Raw genomic sequence first — 18,323 nt, forward strand, 5'->3', positions numbered from 1 at the left:
AACTTCTGTAAGCCGGTGACATGGGTCATGACACATTGTGCGGGAACTGAATTTGAAGTTCCGCTCTTGTGGGTATCGAATAAGAGTTCCCTGTAATAACATGTCATAAAAATCATTAAACGGGCTGGGAGGAACATCTGTGAATGATAAGTTATCTTTACAAGATGATGATAGGGAATGGAGGCAATTTATCCAGTTTGAACTGAGCAAATTACAACCCAACAATGAAGACAGTTCAAAGGGGCGCAGAGTTGTACCGGAGGCACTCCAATTTGCGTTTCGTCATGCTGCGTCCTACCTGATGGCGCAACTGAAAAAAAAGAATCATTCCAACAATGATTTGGAATTGGAGGAGCCAGAGGAAGAGGAAGAGGAAGCAGCAGAAAACGACAACCTTGATGCTGAGGAGAAGGATTCAAACGCGGAGCCCCTCAACTCAAATCTTGCAGAAGAGGTTGAATCTCCGGAGACGGAGCCGGCGATAGACGATGAGGAACAGTGGAGGCAATTTATTCAGGAAGAGCTGGGTAAATATCAGTCTGGAGAGGCGGACAAATCGCCGATTGATGCCATCACTTCGACGCTGCTTCCCTTCGCGTTCCGCCATTTGGCTTCCTACCTGATCGAACGAGTAAAAAAAGCCGCAGAGCAAAAAGGTGCGACAAGTGATTTTGCGCCCGAACGGACACCGAATCATCCAGAATCACGTCCCTCCAACGAAGAAGACGGTCTCGAAAAGGATAGGGAAACCAGGAAGCCCGTCACCCCAAACAAAGAAGAAGTTCCGGCCGTTCCCTCCGAGACCGAACAGAAACTGGATGATCATCTGCCCCATCCTTACAACGATAAAGCGGAACTTAAAGAGAATGCGAATGTATGGAAGGAAGAGCCTGCAGGAAGCATTGACCCGATTGTTTCAGAAAAAACAGGGGAACAAGGAGCTCCGGCAGTTGATTCTGTGTTCGAGCAGGTCCCCCCGCACACAGTACAAGCTGTGGGCATCCTGAATTTGGTACCAACACAGAATACAATTCCTCCACAAGAGTCGGAGAAATTACCTGTTGGCACAATCACGCTGAAATCTCCCCCTGTCCCGTTTGATCCTTTGGTGCGATCGATCAACACTCAACAAAAGCAAACAGAGCAAGGTAATGAAAGCGCGCAGCCAACACATACGAAGGAGTCTAATGAGCAATTGTTCCAAGAGAAGGAAAAAACAGCAGCGGCAAGGGGGGCTATACGAGCTCCAGGATCGAGAACATCGAAAAGCTCTTCACGGCGGAAGAGCAGAAATAAAGGTTTCTCATCCAAAAGGAGTTTGACAAGGAAGCTTCGCAGGAAAGCCCGGTCCCCCAAAATGGCAAAGCTGAGAACCAAAAAAACAGGCCTTAGACGACTGCGTGCCGCCAGACGTGTACGAAAATTCGTAACGGGCACACGTCAAAGAAAGAAAATAAAGGTCGGCAAAATTAACAGGATAGGATAGGGAAGGAGTCTATTTCGTATGAATGATAGGACGAATCACAAAATTATCGACTGCACCATACGTGACGGGGGGCTTGTAAACAATTGGGATTTCAGCGTCGAATTCGTACAGCATCTCTATAAATGTTTGAATGAAGCCGGCGTTGATTATATGGAGATTGGTTACAAAAATTCACCTAAGCTGCTGAAAGGCTCTGAAACCGCTGGTCCTTGGCGTTTTCTAGATGATGATTTTGTACGCAATGTCATTCAGGATAAACAGTCCACCAAGCTGTCTGCTTTGGTCGATATCGGCCGGGTGGATGAAAACGACATCCTGCCGCGCGAAAAAAGCCTGCTCGATCTTATCCGCGTAGCATGCTATATCAACGAGGTTGATAAAGCGCTTGAGCTGGTGCAGCTGTTTCATGACCGCGGATATGATACAACATTAAATATTATGGCGCTGTCCAACGTTAATGAGGATCAGCTTGACGAAGCGCTCGAGATGATTTCCGACAGCGCCGTAGATGTTGTGTATATCGTTGATTCTTACGGAAGTCTGATGCCAACCGATATCCGCTGCCTGGTGAAAAAGTTTAAGAAGCACCTGCCAAAAAAGCGCATCGGTGCCCATATGCATAATAACCTTCAGCTCGGCTTTGCCAATACGCTGGAAGCCGCGAATAACGGTGTTGAGCTGCTGGATTGCTCCGTCTACGGGATGGGGCGCGCTGCAGGCAACTGCCCTACGGAACTATTGCTTTCCCGGTTGGAGAATGTGAGGTACAGCGTTGGTCCCGTACTTGATATGATAGAAAATTACATGATTCCTCTTCGAGAAAAAGAAGAATGGGGATATATCATACCCTACATGATCACAGGAATGCTCGGTGAACATCCGCGTTCTGCCATGGCATTTCGAAAATCCGCCGCTAAGGATAAAGTACTTCAATTTTATAATATGCTGACTGTACCTAATGTTGAAGGATGATCAGACCTCCTGAAATAAACCTTTGAAACATCTGCTTAAAACTCATTAACGCAAATTGATGGAGGGTTCAGAATGACGAGTAGTGAAATCAAGGACATAGACTCAGCGTTGAACTTTCTGCAGATGCTTTTGTTTAAAATATTGTTGATTACGGATGGACGGACTACAGATATACTCGAAACGTTGATGGATGAAAGCATGTCTGTTCAGGTGCTCCGGCAGGAGCAAATCGATAAAGAGCAGCAAGCTTATCCGGGCGGCGATTCAGGAGCTCCCTTTTATTTAAGAGAATCCATTTTAATAGGTGTAAAAAGTAAATTTGTTGTATCTCACAATATTGCGCTCGTGAGCTCGAAACACGTGCCTTCCGTCATGTTTGAGGCCATTGCAGCAAAACAGGAAGGGATCGGAAAAACCATCAGCACATTTGGTTTACAAACCTCGCGCAAGATTGTCGATTACGGGTGGAGAAGCGATGATGAAACGGTCGATTTGTTCCAGCAGCCGCTTAAGCTTTATTTTTCCACGATGAAAAATGATAGGACGCCTTACAAGACATATTCTATCGATTTCGGCTCTTATTCGGGCATTTATTTACTCGAATATTTTAATCCGAACATGATTGCTTACCGGTTAAAACAAGTGTTGAGCGAAAACGTTTAATGGGTGGATAAGTGACTAATCGGGGTGTTCTCCATTGGTTTCTGTATGGACAAACATGGTTGCCAGCGTGGATACCCCGAATTCAACAGAAAAGATGATCATGAATAATGTGCAATTAGTGTGAGATTTGAAGCGGGGAGTGGTTGATGTTGAACAAGGTATTCGTCAATGGCGTAAATATATGTTACGAATCGGTCGGGGAAGGAGTTCCATTGATCGGCATTTTGGGGAAAGATAGCAATATGAATTGGTGGAACCCGGCAATGAGGGAGGGATTAAGCGAAAGCAACCGCTTCATCATGCTTGATAACCGTGGAACAGGGGGGAGCGATGCACCGGAAGAGGCTTACAGCATTTCAGATATGGCCAAAGATGTCGTCGGACTGATGGACGCGCTTGATATCGACAAAGGACATATTTTAGGTATTTCGATGGGCGGCATGATCGGGCAGGAGATTGCGATTGAGTTCCCCAACCGTGTGGAGAAACTGGTTTTATGCAGCACAACCTGTGGAGTAACCAGGGCGCTGCCTTCTTTACGGATGTTAAATTGGATGTCACGATCGCGAAAATCCCCGGGGTTTTCCCCACAGGATACGCTGCAAATGCTTTTTTCCCATACCTATATCCAAGAGAATCCAGACAGGATTAGAGAGTTCATCAAACGGATGCAAATCGATATACCGAATCCCAGAAGCGTGGAGATTCATCAGCAGGCTGTCAAAAAATTCGACTCCTATGATCGGCTCGGAAGGATCACTGCGCCAACGCTTATTCTACACGGCGAAGAAGACTGGGTCTTCCGTCCGAGGCACGCCAAGATTCTGAACCAGCGCATCGCCGGCTCCAAGCTCATTATGGTACCGAACGCCGCCCATGGCATCTTCTCGCAGGAGGGTTCCAAGGTGCTCGAGGAGATCCGTCGATTCATCAAAAAATAACATTATGCAGCTTAATTCAGAACGAAACGCCTTTCCCGTTTCACGGGTACATAGGCGTTTCGCTTCTCACCTCCTTCACTTGGTAAACGCCTTCAATTTGCTGGTAATAAAACAAGCAAGATGAGATTGATCAAAAAACGTAACGAAATGACGCTTAGCCCCATATGATATAGGGGCTGAGATCATGGTTATTTACCCAAGAGAATAACATCCATCCTAAAGCACGGGACGAACCGGAGGAAGAAGGTGTCTAGCGCATGCCTGCAATCGTCGGGAACATAAAGATAATTAGCGTTGGTTCCAGTGGAGTGGTGCAATTTGGCGATGCTCTGGTCATATCCCCGCAGAGCTCATCGAAAACATTTGCGGGCTCGGGATCCTTCAATACTGGGGATCTTCCTGTTACGAACAACGGCTTGAGTGCGACCCAAACCTTTGATCCTGATGTTGTCGATAACACGATCGCCAAGGGGGGGACCGTGGCTTAATGATAAAAGTACAGCAGACCATTACGATTGGTTGCCTCCGCATCAACGGTATTTCGAATTCTTCGGTGCTGCAAATCGGAACGGCCGGGATCATAAAATCGTTATCCAATCTGTACAATACCGGAGGGTTTACCGGCCCCGCTCCGACGGTTGCCCCAACTGGTCCAACTGCTCCAACTGGTCCGACTGCTCCAGTTGCTCCAGTTGCTCCAGCTGGTCCGGCTGGTCCAGTTGCTCCAGCCAGGCCGTTGGTCCCTTTTGCCGGCCGATGATAACCCTACACAGTACATATGGTTAAGCCGACTGAGGTCTAGAATGCCAAGGTGAAAGGTGTTGAAAAGAGTGAAGGAAAAAATTCGCTTGGATGTGACAAATGATAAAATCCTGGTTGACAACATTAAAATTTTGGGAGTAAGCAGCTCGTCGGTCGTTTTAATTGGGGATACCGGCTCCATTCGATGTTCCTCCCTGTTTGATACTCCGCCGGAATCCCTCATTGTTGGGCCGCTTGTTCCTTTTGCGATGTAGACTATGATACGGACAGCCTGTGTCAATCAGTTGAAGGTGAACTTGGTGATTTATTCCTCTTTTCTTCATGTAGGGGATGTTTGGGGGATCTTTCCCGATTCAAAGGTGCTCGCTATACAACGTGAAGTTCCTGTCTTTTGGGGGGACGAGGGAAAGTTGACGAATATACCTCTGTTCGTTCAACCGTTTCCCTATCCCGAAATCAATGAACAAGTCATTTTTACGCAAAAAAATAAAAGCTCCTGCATTGGCGTGAACAATGTTTATATCGTGGGTCTTTCAACTTCCGCAGGGCTGCAAATCGGCAATACCGTGAAGGTTGACGCTAAGAACCGTACCAAGCATATCAGACATCTTATACCCAGAGATTAACTGTTAAGCGACCAGTCATTGCAGAGCCAGGCTGAAGGAGAGTCCGGAAATTTTTTTCATTATACCGGGCTCAGTTGATCCGTGCGATGGACATGCCTTTATGCATCTAATTCATTGCAAGACGGACGAAGGATTGGCATATCATTGAAAAAGAAAAGAAAGGAGGAGGCGCGTTGTCGGGTCATTATCCTAATCATTGGCTGGAACAAATCAATCATGCCTTACGCTGGCAGCACGATAAAATATTTCATCTGGAAAATGAAATTTCGGCGCTGAAAAAGCAGCTCCAGGAACTGCAATCCATGCCAAGGCAGCATATCGAAAAAATAGACTATAATTTTGAGCAGTTGAAAGTAGAGAACCTCAACGGCACCCTGATCATCGGAATCAGTCCTAATGATCAAGGAACGGTTGAGGATCTTTGGACAGCCGGCAAACATACGGAGGATGTCAATCTTGGTCAGAGCCCCGGGAATCTAAGCGATTCAACTTTCAAAACCATCAAAATTGAAGTGCAGAGATACATAAAAGAGGACATTTCCTCCTTGCTCGCCGAGAAAGCAAACCACCGTAACGTGAACCTCTCGGCCGATCAGCTGCAATCCATCTTAGACGACATGGCCCGACAAGTCGAGGAGCGCCTAACCTTTTATATGAGCCAAGGGCAAGCGGGTGCGGATGTTCATGAACAGGTTGAGCGGCGTTTAAAGGATGATCTTCTGCAAGCGACGGACCAATATATCGATTACTTTCACCAACAGGAAGGCTCATAACCCAAAGGGGGGCCAGTTTGCCCGTGAAAACCGTGGCGATGCCGCGGGATGTTAAGCAGAGTTTTATAGTATTGACCTTTAAATTCGAACGGCTCGTCATCGACAACACCGTCAATCATGTGAACATGAGATCCGTCAGGCAATGCGATTGGCGGGCTGGTGTAGCCGTCAAATCGATGAAAATGTTGATCCCGGTAGAACGTGATCCCCCTATAACGATGAAAATGCAAATCGCCTGAATTTCCATTAACAGGATATGTGAAAAAACGGATGCTATGTTGGTGCCCCAGATTAAGGGATGTCAATCCATGAAACTCGTGCGCATGCGCCTGGCCATTCGTCACAAACATGGAAGATTCATTCCTCCTTTTCGCTTTCGATCAAGACATCGCGAAAATTTTTGGACTCCGGCAGCTTGGGCAATTGGATTTCCAAAACTCCATCCCTATATTTTGCGCGGACTCGTTTGGGATTCACTTGTTTTTTGAGCTGGATTTCCTGTGTCTCCCCGCTCGGTAAAACGATCCGCAGCTTGTTGCGATTCACCGAGACTTTGGTTTGTTCTGCTGCGACCTGGTCTGGAACGGGCAAGCGGACAATCACATTGTGGTGTGTTTCGTGAAGGTCGCAGCTCATCACGCTTTTCACTTTACCAAAGATAGGAATATTGAAATCAGTTGACATGGATTTTTGAAGCTGCTTTTGAACAAAATCGCCTACCCAGGAGAGATTTCTGTCGTCATTGGCATGCGTAAAATTTTTCGGCAAAAAAGGAAACCGCTCCAGCATTTCCTTTTCGAAATCCTCCCAGCTCGACAACCCGTCATTATTTTGCATGTGGCATCACCTGTATACATTTATGTCTAAGTTTATTCAGCGGAGCATGTTCATGTTCAAACGGATCAAGAGCCGAAGAAGGTGAGAAGGGGAGCAGCTTAGTCTTAATGATGATTGCTAACCCCCGCTCAGACCGTTGACAAGTATATTTTTCACCGGGGAATCGTCCAATACAGGCTCTATATCAAGTGAAAGCGGACGATACAACCTTACTTATCCGGGGCCCCTCTTCTTTTTGGCTCGCTTGGGCCAGCGGTAAGGGGGTACTTTCTCACGCATCGTTTGAAAAATGACGCCCCAATCCCGTTCCCGCAGCGAGCACACAGGCACTTTTCGGTCCAGCTTTAGTTGCTGCAGCAGCAGCCTGATTTGAACGGGAGTAAAAATTCCGGCCAGCGCTTCATCCACCGGCATTACCGGATACGCAAGCCCGTATTCCGCCAGACCCGCGAACGTTTGCCGGTCTTTGGCTTCCACCCTAGGAGCACTGCGGCGGCGGATGCGGAGAATGGCCGCGTCAACGCGGGGCGGCGGTGAAAAGTGCCTGCGCGGCACGACTTTCACCAGCTCCAGGTCAAACCACATCCGCCATATGAGCAGCCTGGGGCTGCGGATCATCCTTGAAGACAATCCCTTGGCCGCTCCGTGCTGTACGATCAGCACCGCACCCTGGAATGGAGAGTTCGGCGGGTCAAGCAGCTTTTCCAGAATAGGCGTCGTGATAAAAAAGGGAATGTTAGCGACTACATGAAACGGTTCCTTTGGCAAATACGTATCCCGGATGTCCCGTTCGATGACGGACACATTGTGGCAGAGAGCTGATTTTTGCCGGAGCGCCGCCGCAAGGGCGGCGTCGTTCTCGATGGCCAGCACTTTGCCAGCCCGCTCCGCAAGCGGCATGGTGATAGCCCCGCGCCCGGCGCCCAAATCGAGCACCACGTCGGCGGCAGTGATTTCCGCCAGCTTGATCATTTCGTGAATGACCGGTTGATGGTGCAGCAGATGCTGCCCCCTTGCTGCGGGTCTCTCCGCGATGCTCTGCATTCCCGCTTTTCGTTGTTGTTGTTTTTGCATGAATGAATCCCTCCGTTACTCAGCGATATCAGATTCTGATCGGCTGAGCTGTGAGGCAGGGAAACGCAGGAAATGCCCGGATTCGCGTCCGAGCCCGGCAGGTCATGGACATGGCCACAGCATGGGAACGGAAGGATGCGCCAATTGAAGAGAACACCGCCATGAGCCGGACTAAGGCGCGGGTGACGTCGTCTCACATGAGCATTTATTTCCTGGAGATAAAGAAGGTTACCTGTAAAAAAGGGCAGACCTACCCTGAGTTTCTCTGTACACAGCAAAGCCAACGGCTTTTTGTCTTAGCAGCTGTACACTGTGCGAACCCGGATAAACTGATCTACCACACGTAACCCTCCTTGTCCTGAAAATACGAAATACGAAAACCTGAAAACAAGCACAAAAAAACACAGGCATTCTGCCTGTGTAACGTTTCGCGGAGAACCTTTGCAGGTGCAAGGAGATACGCTCCTTCACCGCAGGATATAAGGTCAAATCGGAAGAAGAACGTCTTCGGCCTGATCGGCAAGAGGCATAATAGCTTCCTGACCTATCAGGTGCACGATTCATTCTTTATCCGTGAGCAGTTTTCTTAAAGGCGGGCTGAAAAATACTTTCTAATATCCGTGAGAATTACAGCCCTGATTCAATGTATGCAGTACATATAAGGTTACCTTTAAAAAATGGCAGACCAATCCCGAGTTCTCCGCGTACAAGCAGAGATGTTTGCAATATTTATTTGCAAAACGTGCGAACCCGGATAAACTGATCTACCACACGTAACCCTCCGTTCATTGTGAATTAACAACAGGCTAACATATCCATCCATTTTTAGCAAGTGACTCACCAGCAATGGCTCTGGAGCGTACCTGTCGAATGGGTTAGGCAAGAAGGTTGAGACATAGACGATTGACAGGACAAAAATCAAATGATATTTTGTAAGCGTTTTAATATTTATCAACAAGGGGGAACAACAACAAATGTACCATGTACTGGTCGCTGAAGATGAGATGTGGATCAGGAACGGACTGGTAGAGATGATAGAACGGTCCGGTCTCGAGTTCAAGGTAGTTGCCCAGGCCGGGAGCGGCCAGGAAGCATGGAATCTGATCAATGAAGTTTGGCCGAATGTCATGATTACCGACATCGTCATGCCGGAAATGGACGGATTGTCCATCCTGCGCAAGTGTGATGAGTACAAGCTCCCGATCGTTCCCATCGTCATCAGCGGTTTTGAAAATTTCACCTATGCTCGGCAAGCGATCCGGTACGGAGCATCGGAGTATCTGTTAAAACCCGTGATAGAAGAAGAACTGTTAAATGCGCTGCAGCGTTCTGTGGAAAGGCTTCAGAGCAATGCCCATTATTATCAGCCTCTGCATCAAATCCAGGAGTTTCTTGGCTTTCTGGAGCTATGGGATCACCAAAGGCTGGTGAACGAGGCCGTCCGGATCGTCAAGCAAATTCTGAATATGAAAACAGCCAACCGTGGCATTAACATCGGCCTACTGCGCATATATGCCAATAAGCTGAATGAGCAGCTCAGCAGCCTGAATCCGCAATTTCAGAAGACTGAGCTGGAGGATGTATCAGATAAATCCGCCATTCAAGCTTATTTCATCGGTATCCTTGAGCAGTGGTCCCGCCATTTGAATAGCGCCTCTAGCGGGAAGAAGAGCCGTCTGGTGTCCAAAAAGGTCAATGATTATATTGAGCAAAACTATGCGCAGGAGATTACACTGACATATATCGCGGAGCATGTAGACTTGAGCGTATCCAGATTTTGTGTGCTTTTTAAGCAGGAGTATGGGGAATCCTTCATCAATTACTTGAATAACTACCGTATGGAGAAAGCCAAGCTGCTGCTGCTGGAGCCGGACTTGAAGGTGTACGAGATCGCGGATATGGTGGGCTTCTCTTCCTTGCCTTACTTTAACCGTTTGTTTAAAAGCATGAACGGCCTGTCGCCGAATGAATATCGGCGGAGCCTCGGCTTATGAAGGACAGGCTGGCGTCACTGAGATCCATCCAGCAGAGAATGATCATCTATTTTGCGGCAGTAAGCCTTGTAGCGGTAGGTTTGACAGCAGGCTTTTCCTATTTTTTCTACAGCAAAGCGGTCAAAGAGGAATTTGTAATGATCACGGAAGAAGCGACTGGCCGCTTGAACCATCATATGGAATTCTACTTTCAGCAGATGAAGAAATCGACCAGTACGCTGCTGAATACCCGGCTGGTGCAAAACTGGTTGAGCGGGGTGCCTGATACGAATCTGGACGATATCACAGGATTAGAAAAGGAGATGAACAGCTACGTTTCCTTCAACTTCCCTGAAATCAATAACATGTATCTCGTATCCAATGACAGGCGCATCTATTCCTTAAATAATACTTATGTCCCCAAGGATCGCTCCGTCATCGAACAATGGTATGTGGACGTAAATGAAGTGACTCTGACGCCTACGCATCGGCTGCCTGGAAACGGCCCCTTGGTGATGGATATGATCATTCCGGTATTCAGTACACAGACAACGGAGAAAATCGGCAAGCTGGTGCTGCAGTTTTCCTTATCTGAGCTTGATGCCGCTTTTGATAAATCCAGACTGGGTGAAACAGGATACTTCTTTCTGCTGTCCTCCAATGACATCATTGTCAATCATCCGAACAAGGCATGGGTGGGCGAGCCGCGGACAGAAACTCCTTTGGGATGGCTCGACCTCGATATCCGGCAGGGAGTCCGTATACAGAAGGGCAATGGAGAAAGCTATCTGGTATCGGTGTTCAAGTCGGGATATACCGGGTGGAACATCGTTTCTATCGTGCCATATTCTGAAATGGCCAAAGGGCTGCACTCAGCCGTCTTCTCGACGATGATTACCTTGGCTATCCTCACAGCCGGCATTAGTCTGGTCATTCCATATTTGGTAGCGCAGTTTGCAGGGCCGATTCAACACATTAAGCAGCGGATGGAAATGCTGTCCAAGGGCAATCTGGGCATCCGGGCCAGGGAGATGTCAACGATTACTGAGTTTCAGATTCTTACCGATGGGTTTAACCATATGGCTGAACAGTTAAACGGGCTTATGCGGGAGATTTCGGAATATAAGGTCAAGGAGATACAACTGCAGCTCAGGCAGAGCGAGGCTACCGTCAGAGCGCTCCAAAACCAGATCAATCCTCATCTGCTGTACAATACGCTTGATATTATTAAAAGTATGGCCTATCTCGAAGAAGTTCCGCTTATTGAGAAAATAGCCGTTAATCTTGCGGATGTATACCGTTACGCGTCCAAGTGGTCGGAGCATGAGGTGACTCTTAAGGAAGAGCTGGCTACCTTAATCAAGTATCTGGAAATTGTCCATATCCGATATCCGAAGAAATTTGTAAGCTCGGTCCATGTGAATGAGAAATTTTTGAATTGCCCGATCATTAAGCTTACGATTCAGCCCATTGTCGAGAATGCCGTCAAATATGCGGTGGAAGCCAAGGGAGGAAAAGCCGCCATCATTGTGACTGCATTTGCTGACCGGCAGGACTTGGTCATTGAAATTGCGGATAACGGACCAGGTATCCCTGAGGAAAAGCTTGCCGAGCTCCGGGCGTTTTTCAACCGCGATGCTGCTAATGAAGATCCCTTCAAAGGCGAGTCGATCGGTCTGGCCAATGTTCATGCAAGGCTTTCCTTGAAATATGGTTCACCCTACGGGATATCCATCGATTCATTTCCGGAGCGGGGCAGTGTGATCAGCATGAGAATTCCGTACAGTAATGCAGAAGTGAACCGTATGACAAAATGGGGGCAGATATGAACAAGCGCACTTTAACGCTCATTTCCATAAGCTGTATTTTGTTGGCTGTCAGTTTATTCCTGATTGTGAAGAACGGACAGCAGAACGGCGGTTCTGCCGGGGACAAGAAGGGAAATACCGGAGCTCCGATTCAATTAAATATGATGTCCTATAGCTTCAACGGCGGAGGCTGGCCGGAGGGCAATATCATGGTCGAACAATTGGATCACAAATTAAATATGAATTTAAAGATCAACTGGACACCGCTGGATAACTATTCCCAGAAGCTCAATGTACTGGCAGCATCCAACGAACTTCCGGATGTGTACTCCATAGAGGACACCGAGTTCAACAAGTGGAAGGACAAGGGAGCTTTTCTGGACATTGCCCCGCTTCTGCACAATTATCCGAATCTGTCCAAATTCCTGACGGCAGACAGCCTGGCGTTTATGAACCCGAAAGGAAGCATCTATGGTCTTCCTTATTATTTTACTGAAACTCGAGACTCCCTGGTTATTCGTCAGGATTGGCTGGACAAGCTTGGCCTTGAAGCGCCGAAAACGATGGACGAGTTTCTTGCGGTTGCCGAGGCTTTCGCCGCGCAAGACCCGGATGGCAACGGAAAGGCGGATACGTCCGGCTTTTCCTTTAGCCTCGTGAATGACAGATTTTATAATGCGGATTATTTGCTTGGAGCTTTCGGGCTTGGCAATGAGTGGATCGAAAAAGAAGGCAAGCTGATTCCGATGCAGATTCAAACGCAGGAGCTAAAGCAGTTTCTGGCTTTCATTCATAAAGCTTATAAAACGGGGGCGCTTGACGGGCATTTCGTTACGAATAAGCTGAAGGACCCGCTTGCTAAGCTGGAGACCGGGGAAACCGGAATAACCACCGTCGTTCCCAGCGAATTTTTCGCTTTCACCGTTCCGGTGGTGCATCAACGTTATCCGGGCGCCAAGCTGGTGCAGCTCGTTCCGCCAATGGGACCAACCGGTTTGCAGGCGACCCAAACGATGAAGAGCACTAACAAGGTGGTTATCAATGCAAGAATCGATCCCGCCAAACAGAAAAAAGCGCTTGAGCTGCTCGATTATCTTTTGTCTGACGAAGGTTATGATCTGAATAAAAACGGGATCGAAGGTGTGCATTATACGCAACGGTCGGACGGCTCATTCCGGAAGCTTCCGGCCTTTGATACCGACAGGCCGCAGCTGCTGACGACCTGGTTTTTCCGGAGAGAGGATCCGGATGTGCAGGTGCGCAAGTGGGATGACCCCGGTTATGTAAACAATGTAAGCAAATTTTATGCCGTTAATGAAAAGTATCGCTGGGCGAACCCTGCCGCAGGATTGACAAGTGAAACGCAAACTCAAAAGGGGGCATTCCTGCAATCAAGATGGATGGATACCATCCTGAAAGTAGCAGTTGGCGAGCTGCCCATAAGCGCGGTTGACGATGCGGCAGAGATGTGGAAGAAGGATGGCGGAGAGCAAATAATTGAAGAGATCAACAGGGAGTACCGGGAAGCAAAGCATTAGGATAACATAGAATTTATAGTGGACTCGATTAATTCTCTTATGTCAATATAAATTTCACATTAATCGCATGAATATAATTGGTATTAAATTTCGACCGGACGACCGGAGACACGGATAGTAAAGGGATAAAATAACCCTTTACTTTCCAGTGTCTCTTTTTTGTTTCGGCAGCTTTAGGCCTGACCCAGAAAAATAAGGCAACAAACAATAGGATTGTGTAAGGAAGAAAGAACGAGCCGTGTGTAAAGTAATACACATAGAGGCGCTGTAAGCGCTTTACAAACTAAAAACACCAGGAGGCAATCATGAACGAAAAACAGGTTCCTTTTCACGAACGAATCAGCTACGGATTGGGGGATGTGGCTTCCAACCTGGTCTTTACTGTGATCAGCTCCTATCTGATGTTTTTTTATACCGATGTCTTCGGTTTAAATGTAGCAGTCATAGGAACCTTATTCCTCGTCGCCCGCATTATCGACGCTTTCGACGGTCCGGCTTTCGGAATCCTGATTGACCGTACAAGTACAAGATGGGGAAAATCGAGGCCTTATTTTCTCTGGCTTGCGATTCCATTTGGCGTGGTTGCGGTTCTGACCTTTATGACACCGGATTTAAGTCCTGGCGGCAAGCTAATCTACGCTTATGTGACCTACATCCTGCTTGGAATTCTGTATGCGGGCATTAATATTCCGCTGTCCTCACTGCTGCCCAGCTTAACCAGCAATTCGCGGGAAAGAACCGTCGTCAATACGTACAGAATGGTCGGCGCACAGATTGGCGCTTTGATCGTCAATGCTGCGGTCCTTCCTTTGGTTGCCTTTTTTGGAGGAGGTAATAAGCAAAACGGCTTTTTCTATACCATGCTCATGTTTGCCTCGATCGCTGTCGTGCTGTTTTTCGTCACATTTGCCAATACCAAGGAACGGGTGCAGGCGAATAACAACAAACCCATTCCTTTTAAAGAAGGGATCAAGGCCCTGAAAGGAAATACACCATGGTGGATTCTGCTGATCGTCAACGTTCTCCTGTTCATTTCGGTTATTATGGGGAACCAGTCCAGCATTTTTTATTTGACCTATAATTTTAATCGGCCTGATCTGGTGCCTTTGTTCAACGGTTTGTCCGCTTTGACGCTGGTAGGCATCCTGCTGGTTCCGTTTACGGCCAAATGGCTGGGCAAGCGAAATACACTTCTGACGGGTTTTTCCATCGCGGTTTGCGGCCAGTTATTGATCTACTTTGGTGTTGAGGCCTCCTCTGTAGCACTGCTGATTACGGGCAGAATTTTGGGAACGGCAGGACTTGGCCTGGTCTCCGGTCTGAAATTTGCCATGATTGCCGACACGGTGGATTACGGGGAATGGAAGTCGGGGGTCAGAGCGCCCGGGTTGTTAATGGCGGCATCCACTTTTGGCGTAAAATTCGGCATGGGGCTCGGCGGCGCGATTGCAGCATGGATCATGGCCGCAGGAGGATATGTGGCCAACCAGGCACAAACGCCATCGGCGCTGCTGGCCATTCAATTCAACTTTGTTTGGGTTCCGCTGATTTGTTATGTAATTTCCATCGTAATTATCTCGTTTTATCGGCTGGATAAAGTGGAATCGCAAATTAAAAACGATCTGCTAACGAAAAATCAGCAGCCTCCCGCGCTGACCAGCACAAACTAGACAGAAAGATAGGACAATAAATAATAGGATTCTGCAAGGAAGAAAAGGCGAATGGAATATAAAATAAGTTGAGCTGTTTAAGAAAATAAACCAGCGGAGGATGATGCATGATGAGGATTTTATTTTTGGACCTGGATTCTACCAGCCCGGATCATTTGGGCTGCTACGGTTATCATCGCAACACTTCACCTAATATTGACAAAATCGCGGCCGATGGCGTTCGTTTTATCAACTACTATACATCAGACGCGCCCTGTGCTCCTTCCCGGACAGCTTTGATGAGCGGACAGTTCGGCATCCGCAACGGGCTTGTGGGTCATGGCGGAACTGCCGGCGATATGAAGCCTGAGGGTGAGAAACGCGAGCTTATGGGCAGGCTGACGCGGGGAGGCGCATTTCCGTCCTATCTGCAATTGATTGGTGGCCTGAACACTACCTTGATCAGCCCTTTTGCGCAGAGGCATTCCACATTTGCCTTTTATGCCGGCTTTAATGAAATCATCAATACAGGGCGGCTTGGCAATGAGTCTGCCGAGCATGTCACACCGGTTGCGCTGGACTGGATCGAACGCAACGCAGCCAAGGATGATTGGCTCCTGTATGTGAACTTCTGGGATCCGCATACGCCATACCGGGCTCCCCTGGAGTATGGAAATCCTTTTGAAAATGAGCCCCTGCCAGAATGGATGACCGAGGAGATGCTGGAGCGCCATAAGCAGATGGTAGGCTCTCACAGCGCACGCGAGCTGAATATCGATTACGTGAACAAAACTTACGATAATGCCTCGCCACCGGAGTTCCCGCGCCATCCAGGGGAAATTGTGGATATGGAAGGGCTGAAAAAGATGGTCGATGGCTACGACTGCGGTATCCGCTATATGGACGATCATTTGGGCAAGCTGTTTGGGGCTTTGGAAAAACAGGGAGTCATGGACGATCTCATCATTATCATTACGGCTGACCATGGCGAGAATATGGGGCAGCTGGGCATATATGGGGAGCACGCCACCGCGGATCAGGGGACCTGCAGAATCCCCATGATCATCCGCTGGCCGGGCACGAAGAGAGGCACGGTGAACGAGAGCTTGCATTACCATCTGGATCTGCTGCCAACCGTCGCCGAGCTGATCGGACATGACCCGATGCCGGACTGGGACGGGGTCAGCTATGCGCCGATCCTTCAGGAGGGAACGGATTGCGGCCGGGATTACCTGGTTGTATCGCAATGTGCCCATGTCGTTCAGCGAAGCGTGCGCTTTGGCGACTGGATGTATATCCGAAGCTATCATGACGGATACCATCTCTTTGACAAGGAAATGCTGTTCAACCTGAAGCAGGACCCGTTTGAGCAGAATAATGTCGCAGCAGCACATCCCGACGTATGCAGGGAAGCGGTGTACCTGCTGAACGAATGGCATGATGAGATGATGACGCGCTCCAGAGATGACCGGGACCCGTTATGGACAGTCATGAAGGAAGGCGGGCCATTCCATGCTAAAGGGTATCTGCAAGGGTATATGAAGCGGCTGGAGGAAACCGGCAGGGAAGAGCAGGCGGCCGAACTGGCACGCAGGCACTCAAGGGAATTCCCGCAGCCGGTCTCCGAAATTGAGCGGCTGGTCCGCATGAGAACTTCCGAGCAGATGAATAAATTCTGATTCTCTAAAATTGGCCCTTTTCGCCTTTGCTGGCGAGGGCCGATTTTTTGGTTGACAAGCAATGATCATGGTTCGTGTTATTCCCTGTCGGCGTAAAATCTTATCGGGAATCATATCTATAAATTAGCAATATTATTCAACTAGTACACATCATGCTCAAATCAGTATCCATTTTAAAAAGGGGATGAATGCATGACTCATAAGTACTTGATCAAGAACGGCTGCGTATTGACCATGGACAAGTTGATGGGAAATTTCACAAAAGCGGATATTCTCATTCATGGTGCTCGTATTGTGGAGATTGGACCTGACCTGCACAGCTCCGACTGTGAAATGATCGATGCCGCCGGTATGATCGTCATGCCCGGATTGGTTGATACTCACCGCCATGTGTGGGAATCCCTGGTCCGCAGTATCGGTACGGATTGGTCATTGCCCACCTATTTGCAAAATATTTATTACAGCGGATATGGGAGCAGGTTGCGGCCTGAGGACAGCTACATAGCTAATTTACTGGGGGCCCTTGAAGCATTAAATGCCGGTGTAACGACATTGCTTGACTGGAGCATGAGCTACTCGCCTGATCATACAGACGAGCTTATTCGCGGACTGCAGGATTCCGGAATTCGGGCGGTTTTTGCTTTGGGGGTTTCCGGTGAGCTGGAATATTGGAATCGCGAGAGCACACTCATTGTTACGGATGATGTGAAGCGGGTAAAACAGCAGTACTTCTCGTCTAACGACCAGCTGCTGACTATGGGTCTGGCTATGCGCGGTCCTGAATTCAGCCATTGGGATACTACTGTTGAAGAGCTGCGGATTGCCAGAGAGCTGGGTATCCCCAGCTCCATGCACCTGGGATTCGGCAACTGGGGACCCCATGACGGTTCCTTACAAAAGCTGTACGAGGCCGGCTTGCTTGGACCTGATGTGAACATTGTTCATGGAAACACCATGAAATATGAGGAATACAAACTGCTGGCCGATTCCGGCGCATCATTGTCCGTTACTCCCGAAATCGAAATGATGATGGGGCACGGATATCCGGCTACCGGATTCCTCATTGAAAATGGAGGAACTCCAACCATTGGTGTTGATGTGGTCACGTCAACCGGAGGAGACATGTTTACTCAGATGAAGTTTTTGCTGCAAGCAGAAAGAGCGCGGGTTAACGAGATGATTTTAAAAAACAATGAAATGCCGACTCAGCTAAATCTCTCAACCTCGCAGGTGCTGCACTTTGCTACTGCAGCAGGAGCCAAAGCGTTGCTGCTTGATCATAAAACAGGTACCCTTGCTCCCGGCAAAGAAGCGGATCTGATCATGATTCGGACTACGGATCTTAATATGTTCCCGGCCAACGATCCTGAAGGGGCTGTTTTACAATTTGCCAATCCCGGAAATGTGGATACGGTGTTTGTTGCCGGACATCCTGTAAAGCGTCATGGAAAACTTCTTCATGCCAACTTGAAGCATGTGCTGAAGCTGGCGGAAAAGAGCAGGGATTTCATTTTTCAATAGGTAGGCCAGCCGCGTAAGGTC

General features: G+C 48.3%; 19 protein-coding genes. 16 read left to right on the forward strand and 3 right to left on the reverse strand.

Annotated features, from left to right (window positions below):
- Positions 1 to 139: 139 nt before the first annotated feature.
- The 9 genes from ACI1P2_RS24830 (at position 140) to gerPC (ending at position 6,223) form a co-directional block, all read left to right on the forward strand.
- A complete protein-coding gene (locus ACI1P2_RS24830; RefSeq protein WP_355324313.1) occupies positions 140 to 1,486 on the forward strand; it encodes a hypothetical protein in 1,347 nt (448 codons plus the stop codon).
- Between the two features lie 18 nt (positions 1,487 to 1,504).
- Positions 1,505 to 2,458: an aldolase catalytic domain-containing protein gene (locus ACI1P2_RS24835; protein WP_355324315.1), complete on the forward strand. Its 954-nt coding sequence runs from the start codon at positions 1,505 to 1,507 to the stop codon at positions 2,456 to 2,458.
- A gap of 72 nt (positions 2,459 to 2,530) precedes the next feature.
- The gene (locus ACI1P2_RS24840; protein WP_355324318.1) at positions 2,531 to 3,121 is read left to right on the forward strand and encodes a 4-hydroxybenzoate synthetase; all 591 of its coding nucleotides are present in this window, start codon (positions 2,531 to 2,533) and stop codon (positions 3,119 to 3,121) included.
- Between the two features lie 149 nt (positions 3,122 to 3,270).
- Positions 3,271 to 4,062: an alpha/beta fold hydrolase gene (locus tag ACI1P2_RS24845; RefSeq protein ID WP_355324321.1), complete on the forward strand. Its 792-nt coding sequence runs from the start codon at positions 3,271 to 3,273 to the stop codon at positions 4,060 to 4,062.
- A gap of 257 nt (positions 4,063 to 4,319) precedes the next feature.
- Entirely contained in the window at positions 4,320 to 4,550 is a 231-nt protein-coding gene (locus tag ACI1P2_RS24850; protein ID WP_355324324.1) for a spore germination protein, read from the forward strand.
- Positions 4,550 to 4,822, forward strand: coding sequence for a spore germination protein GerPB (locus ACI1P2_RS24855; RefSeq protein WP_355324327.1), 273 nt, complete (start codon positions 4,550 to 4,552; stop codon positions 4,820 to 4,822). The genes ACI1P2_RS24850 and ACI1P2_RS24855 overlap by 1 nt, the downstream gene beginning before the upstream one ends.
- Positions 4,823 to 4,904: 82 nt before the next feature.
- Positions 4,905 to 5,078 carry a spore gernimation protein GerPD gene (locus tag ACI1P2_RS24860; protein ID WP_355324490.1) on the forward strand — a complete coding sequence of 58 codons (174 nt, stop codon included), beginning with the start codon at positions 4,905 to 4,907 and terminating at the stop codon, positions 5,076 to 5,078.
- A 3-nt stretch (positions 5,079 to 5,081) separates the two neighbouring features.
- Positions 5,082 to 5,450 carry a spore germination protein GerPE gene (locus ACI1P2_RS24865; protein ID WP_355324330.1) on the forward strand — a complete coding sequence of 123 codons (369 nt, stop codon included), beginning with the start codon at positions 5,082 to 5,084 and terminating at the stop codon, positions 5,448 to 5,450.
- 173 nt (positions 5,451 to 5,623) lie between these two features.
- A complete protein-coding gene (gene gerPC, locus ACI1P2_RS24870) occupies positions 5,624 to 6,223 on the forward strand; it encodes a spore germination protein GerPC (RefSeq protein WP_355324333.1) in 600 nt (199 codons plus the stop codon).
- Here gerPC and ACI1P2_RS24875 read toward each other — a convergent pair.
- The 3 genes from ACI1P2_RS24875 to erm all read right to left on the reverse strand — a co-directional run bounded on the left by ACI1P2_RS24875 (position 6,202) and on the right by erm (position 8,134).
- Positions 6,202 to 6,573: a YmaF family protein gene (locus ACI1P2_RS24875; RefSeq protein ID WP_355324336.1), complete on the reverse strand. Its 372-nt coding sequence runs from the start codon at positions 6,571 to 6,573 to the stop codon at positions 6,202 to 6,204. The two genes, gerPC and ACI1P2_RS24875, sit on opposite strands and share 22 nt — an antisense overlap.
- A gap of 7 nt (positions 6,574 to 6,580) precedes the next feature.
- A complete protein-coding gene (locus ACI1P2_RS24880) occupies positions 6,581 to 7,012 on the reverse strand; it encodes an Hsp20/alpha crystallin family protein (RefSeq protein WP_355324339.1) in 432 nt (143 codons plus the stop codon).
- 261 nt (positions 7,013 to 7,273) lie between these two features.
- Positions 7,274 to 8,134: a 23S ribosomal RNA methyltransferase Erm gene (gene erm / locus ACI1P2_RS24885; protein ID WP_355324342.1), complete on the reverse strand. Its 861-nt coding sequence runs from the start codon at positions 8,132 to 8,134 to the stop codon at positions 7,274 to 7,276.
- Between the two features lie 104 nt (positions 8,135 to 8,238).
- Between erm and ACI1P2_RS24890 the strand changes: the two genes are divergently transcribed.
- From ACI1P2_RS24890 to ACI1P2_RS24920, 7 genes are all read left to right on the forward strand, one after another.
- Positions 8,239 to 8,481, forward strand: a complete 243-nt coding sequence (locus tag ACI1P2_RS24890; RefSeq protein ID WP_408976339.1) for a hypothetical protein — start codon at positions 8,239 to 8,241, stop codon at positions 8,479 to 8,481.
- A 627-nt stretch (positions 8,482 to 9,108) separates the two neighbouring features.
- Positions 9,109 to 10,128, forward strand: a complete 1,020-nt coding sequence (locus ACI1P2_RS24895) for a response regulator transcription factor (protein ID WP_355324348.1) — start codon at positions 9,109 to 9,111, stop codon at positions 10,126 to 10,128.
- On the forward strand, positions 10,125 to 11,936 hold the full coding sequence (locus tag ACI1P2_RS24900; protein ID WP_355324351.1) for a sensor histidine kinase: 1,812 nt from the start codon (positions 10,125 to 10,127) through the stop codon (positions 11,934 to 11,936). The genes ACI1P2_RS24895 and ACI1P2_RS24900 overlap by 4 nt, the downstream gene beginning before the upstream one ends.
- Complete coding sequence (locus tag ACI1P2_RS24905; RefSeq protein WP_355324354.1) at positions 11,933 to 13,453, forward strand: extracellular solute-binding protein; 1,521 nt, start codon at positions 11,933 to 11,935, stop codon at positions 13,451 to 13,453. The genes ACI1P2_RS24900 and ACI1P2_RS24905 overlap by 4 nt, the downstream gene beginning before the upstream one ends.
- Positions 13,454 to 13,758: 305 nt before the next feature.
- Positions 13,759 to 15,123 carry an MFS transporter gene (locus ACI1P2_RS24910; RefSeq protein WP_355324357.1) on the forward strand — a complete coding sequence of 455 codons (1,365 nt, stop codon included), beginning with the start codon at positions 13,759 to 13,761 and terminating at the stop codon, positions 15,121 to 15,123.
- A gap of 110 nt (positions 15,124 to 15,233) precedes the next feature.
- Positions 15,234 to 16,781, forward strand: a complete 1,548-nt coding sequence (locus tag ACI1P2_RS24915) for a sulfatase family protein (RefSeq protein WP_355324493.1) — start codon at positions 15,234 to 15,236, stop codon at positions 16,779 to 16,781.
- A gap of 192 nt (positions 16,782 to 16,973) precedes the next feature.
- Complete coding sequence (locus ACI1P2_RS24920) at positions 16,974 to 18,302, forward strand: amidohydrolase family protein (protein ID WP_355324360.1); 1,329 nt, start codon at positions 16,974 to 16,976, stop codon at positions 18,300 to 18,302.
- Positions 18,303 to 18,323 lie beyond the last annotated feature (21 nt).

The organism is Paenibacillus jiangxiensis, from assembly GCF_046098255.1.
Lineage (GTDB): Bacteria > Bacillota > Bacilli > Paenibacillales > Paenibacillaceae > Paenibacillus > Paenibacillus jiagnxiensis.

Bases quoted from the DNA above. Each gene is read 5' to 3' on its own strand.
- ACI1P2_RS24875 (WP_355324336.1), bottom strand. From the start codon at position 6,573: ATGTTTGTGACGAATGGCCAGGCGCATGCGCACGAGTTTCATGGATTG.
- ACI1P2_RS24840 (WP_355324318.1), top strand. From the start codon at position 2,531: ATGACGAGTAGTGAAATCAAGGACATAGACTCAGCGTTGAACTTTCTG.
- ACI1P2_RS24850 (WP_355324324.1), top strand. From the start codon at position 4,320: ATGCCTGCAATCGTCGGGAACATAAAGATAATTAGCGTTGGTTCCAGT.
- ACI1P2_RS24915 (WP_355324493.1), top strand. From the start codon at position 15,234: ATGAGGATTTTATTTTTGGACCTGGATTCTACCAGCCCGGATCATTTG.
- ACI1P2_RS24880 (WP_355324339.1), bottom strand. From the start codon at position 7,012: ATGCTGGAGCGGTTTCCTTTTTTGCCGAAAAATTTTACGCATGCCAAT.
- ACI1P2_RS24905 (WP_355324354.1), top strand. From the start codon at position 11,933: ATGAACAAGCGCACTTTAACGCTCATTTCCATAAGCTGTATTTTGTTG.
- ACI1P2_RS24890 (WP_408976339.1), top strand. From the start codon at position 8,239: ATGGACATGGCCACAGCATGGGAACGGAAGGATGCGCCAATTGAAGAG.
- ACI1P2_RS24920 (WP_355324360.1), top strand. From the start codon at position 16,974: ATGACTCATAAGTACTTGATCAAGAACGGCTGCGTATTGACCATGGAC.
- ACI1P2_RS24910 (WP_355324357.1), top strand. From the start codon at position 13,759: ATGAACGAAAAACAGGTTCCTTTTCACGAACGAATCAGCTACGGATTG.
- erm (WP_355324342.1), bottom strand. From the start codon at position 8,134: ATGCAAAAACAACAACAACGAAAAGCGGGAATGCAGAGCATCGCGGAG.
- ACI1P2_RS24835 (WP_355324315.1), top strand. From the start codon at position 1,505: ATGAATGATAGGACGAATCACAAAATTATCGACTGCACCATACGTGAC.
- ACI1P2_RS24855 (WP_355324327.1), top strand. From the start codon at position 4,550: ATGATAAAAGTACAGCAGACCATTACGATTGGTTGCCTCCGCATCAAC.
- ACI1P2_RS24865 (WP_355324330.1), top strand. From the start codon at position 5,082: ATGATACGGACAGCCTGTGTCAATCAGTTGAAGGTGAACTTGGTGATT.
- ACI1P2_RS24895 (WP_355324348.1), top strand. From the start codon at position 9,109: ATGTACCATGTACTGGTCGCTGAAGATGAGATGTGGATCAGGAACGGA.
- ACI1P2_RS24900 (WP_355324351.1), top strand. From the start codon at position 10,125: ATGAAGGACAGGCTGGCGTCACTGAGATCCATCCAGCAGAGAATGATC.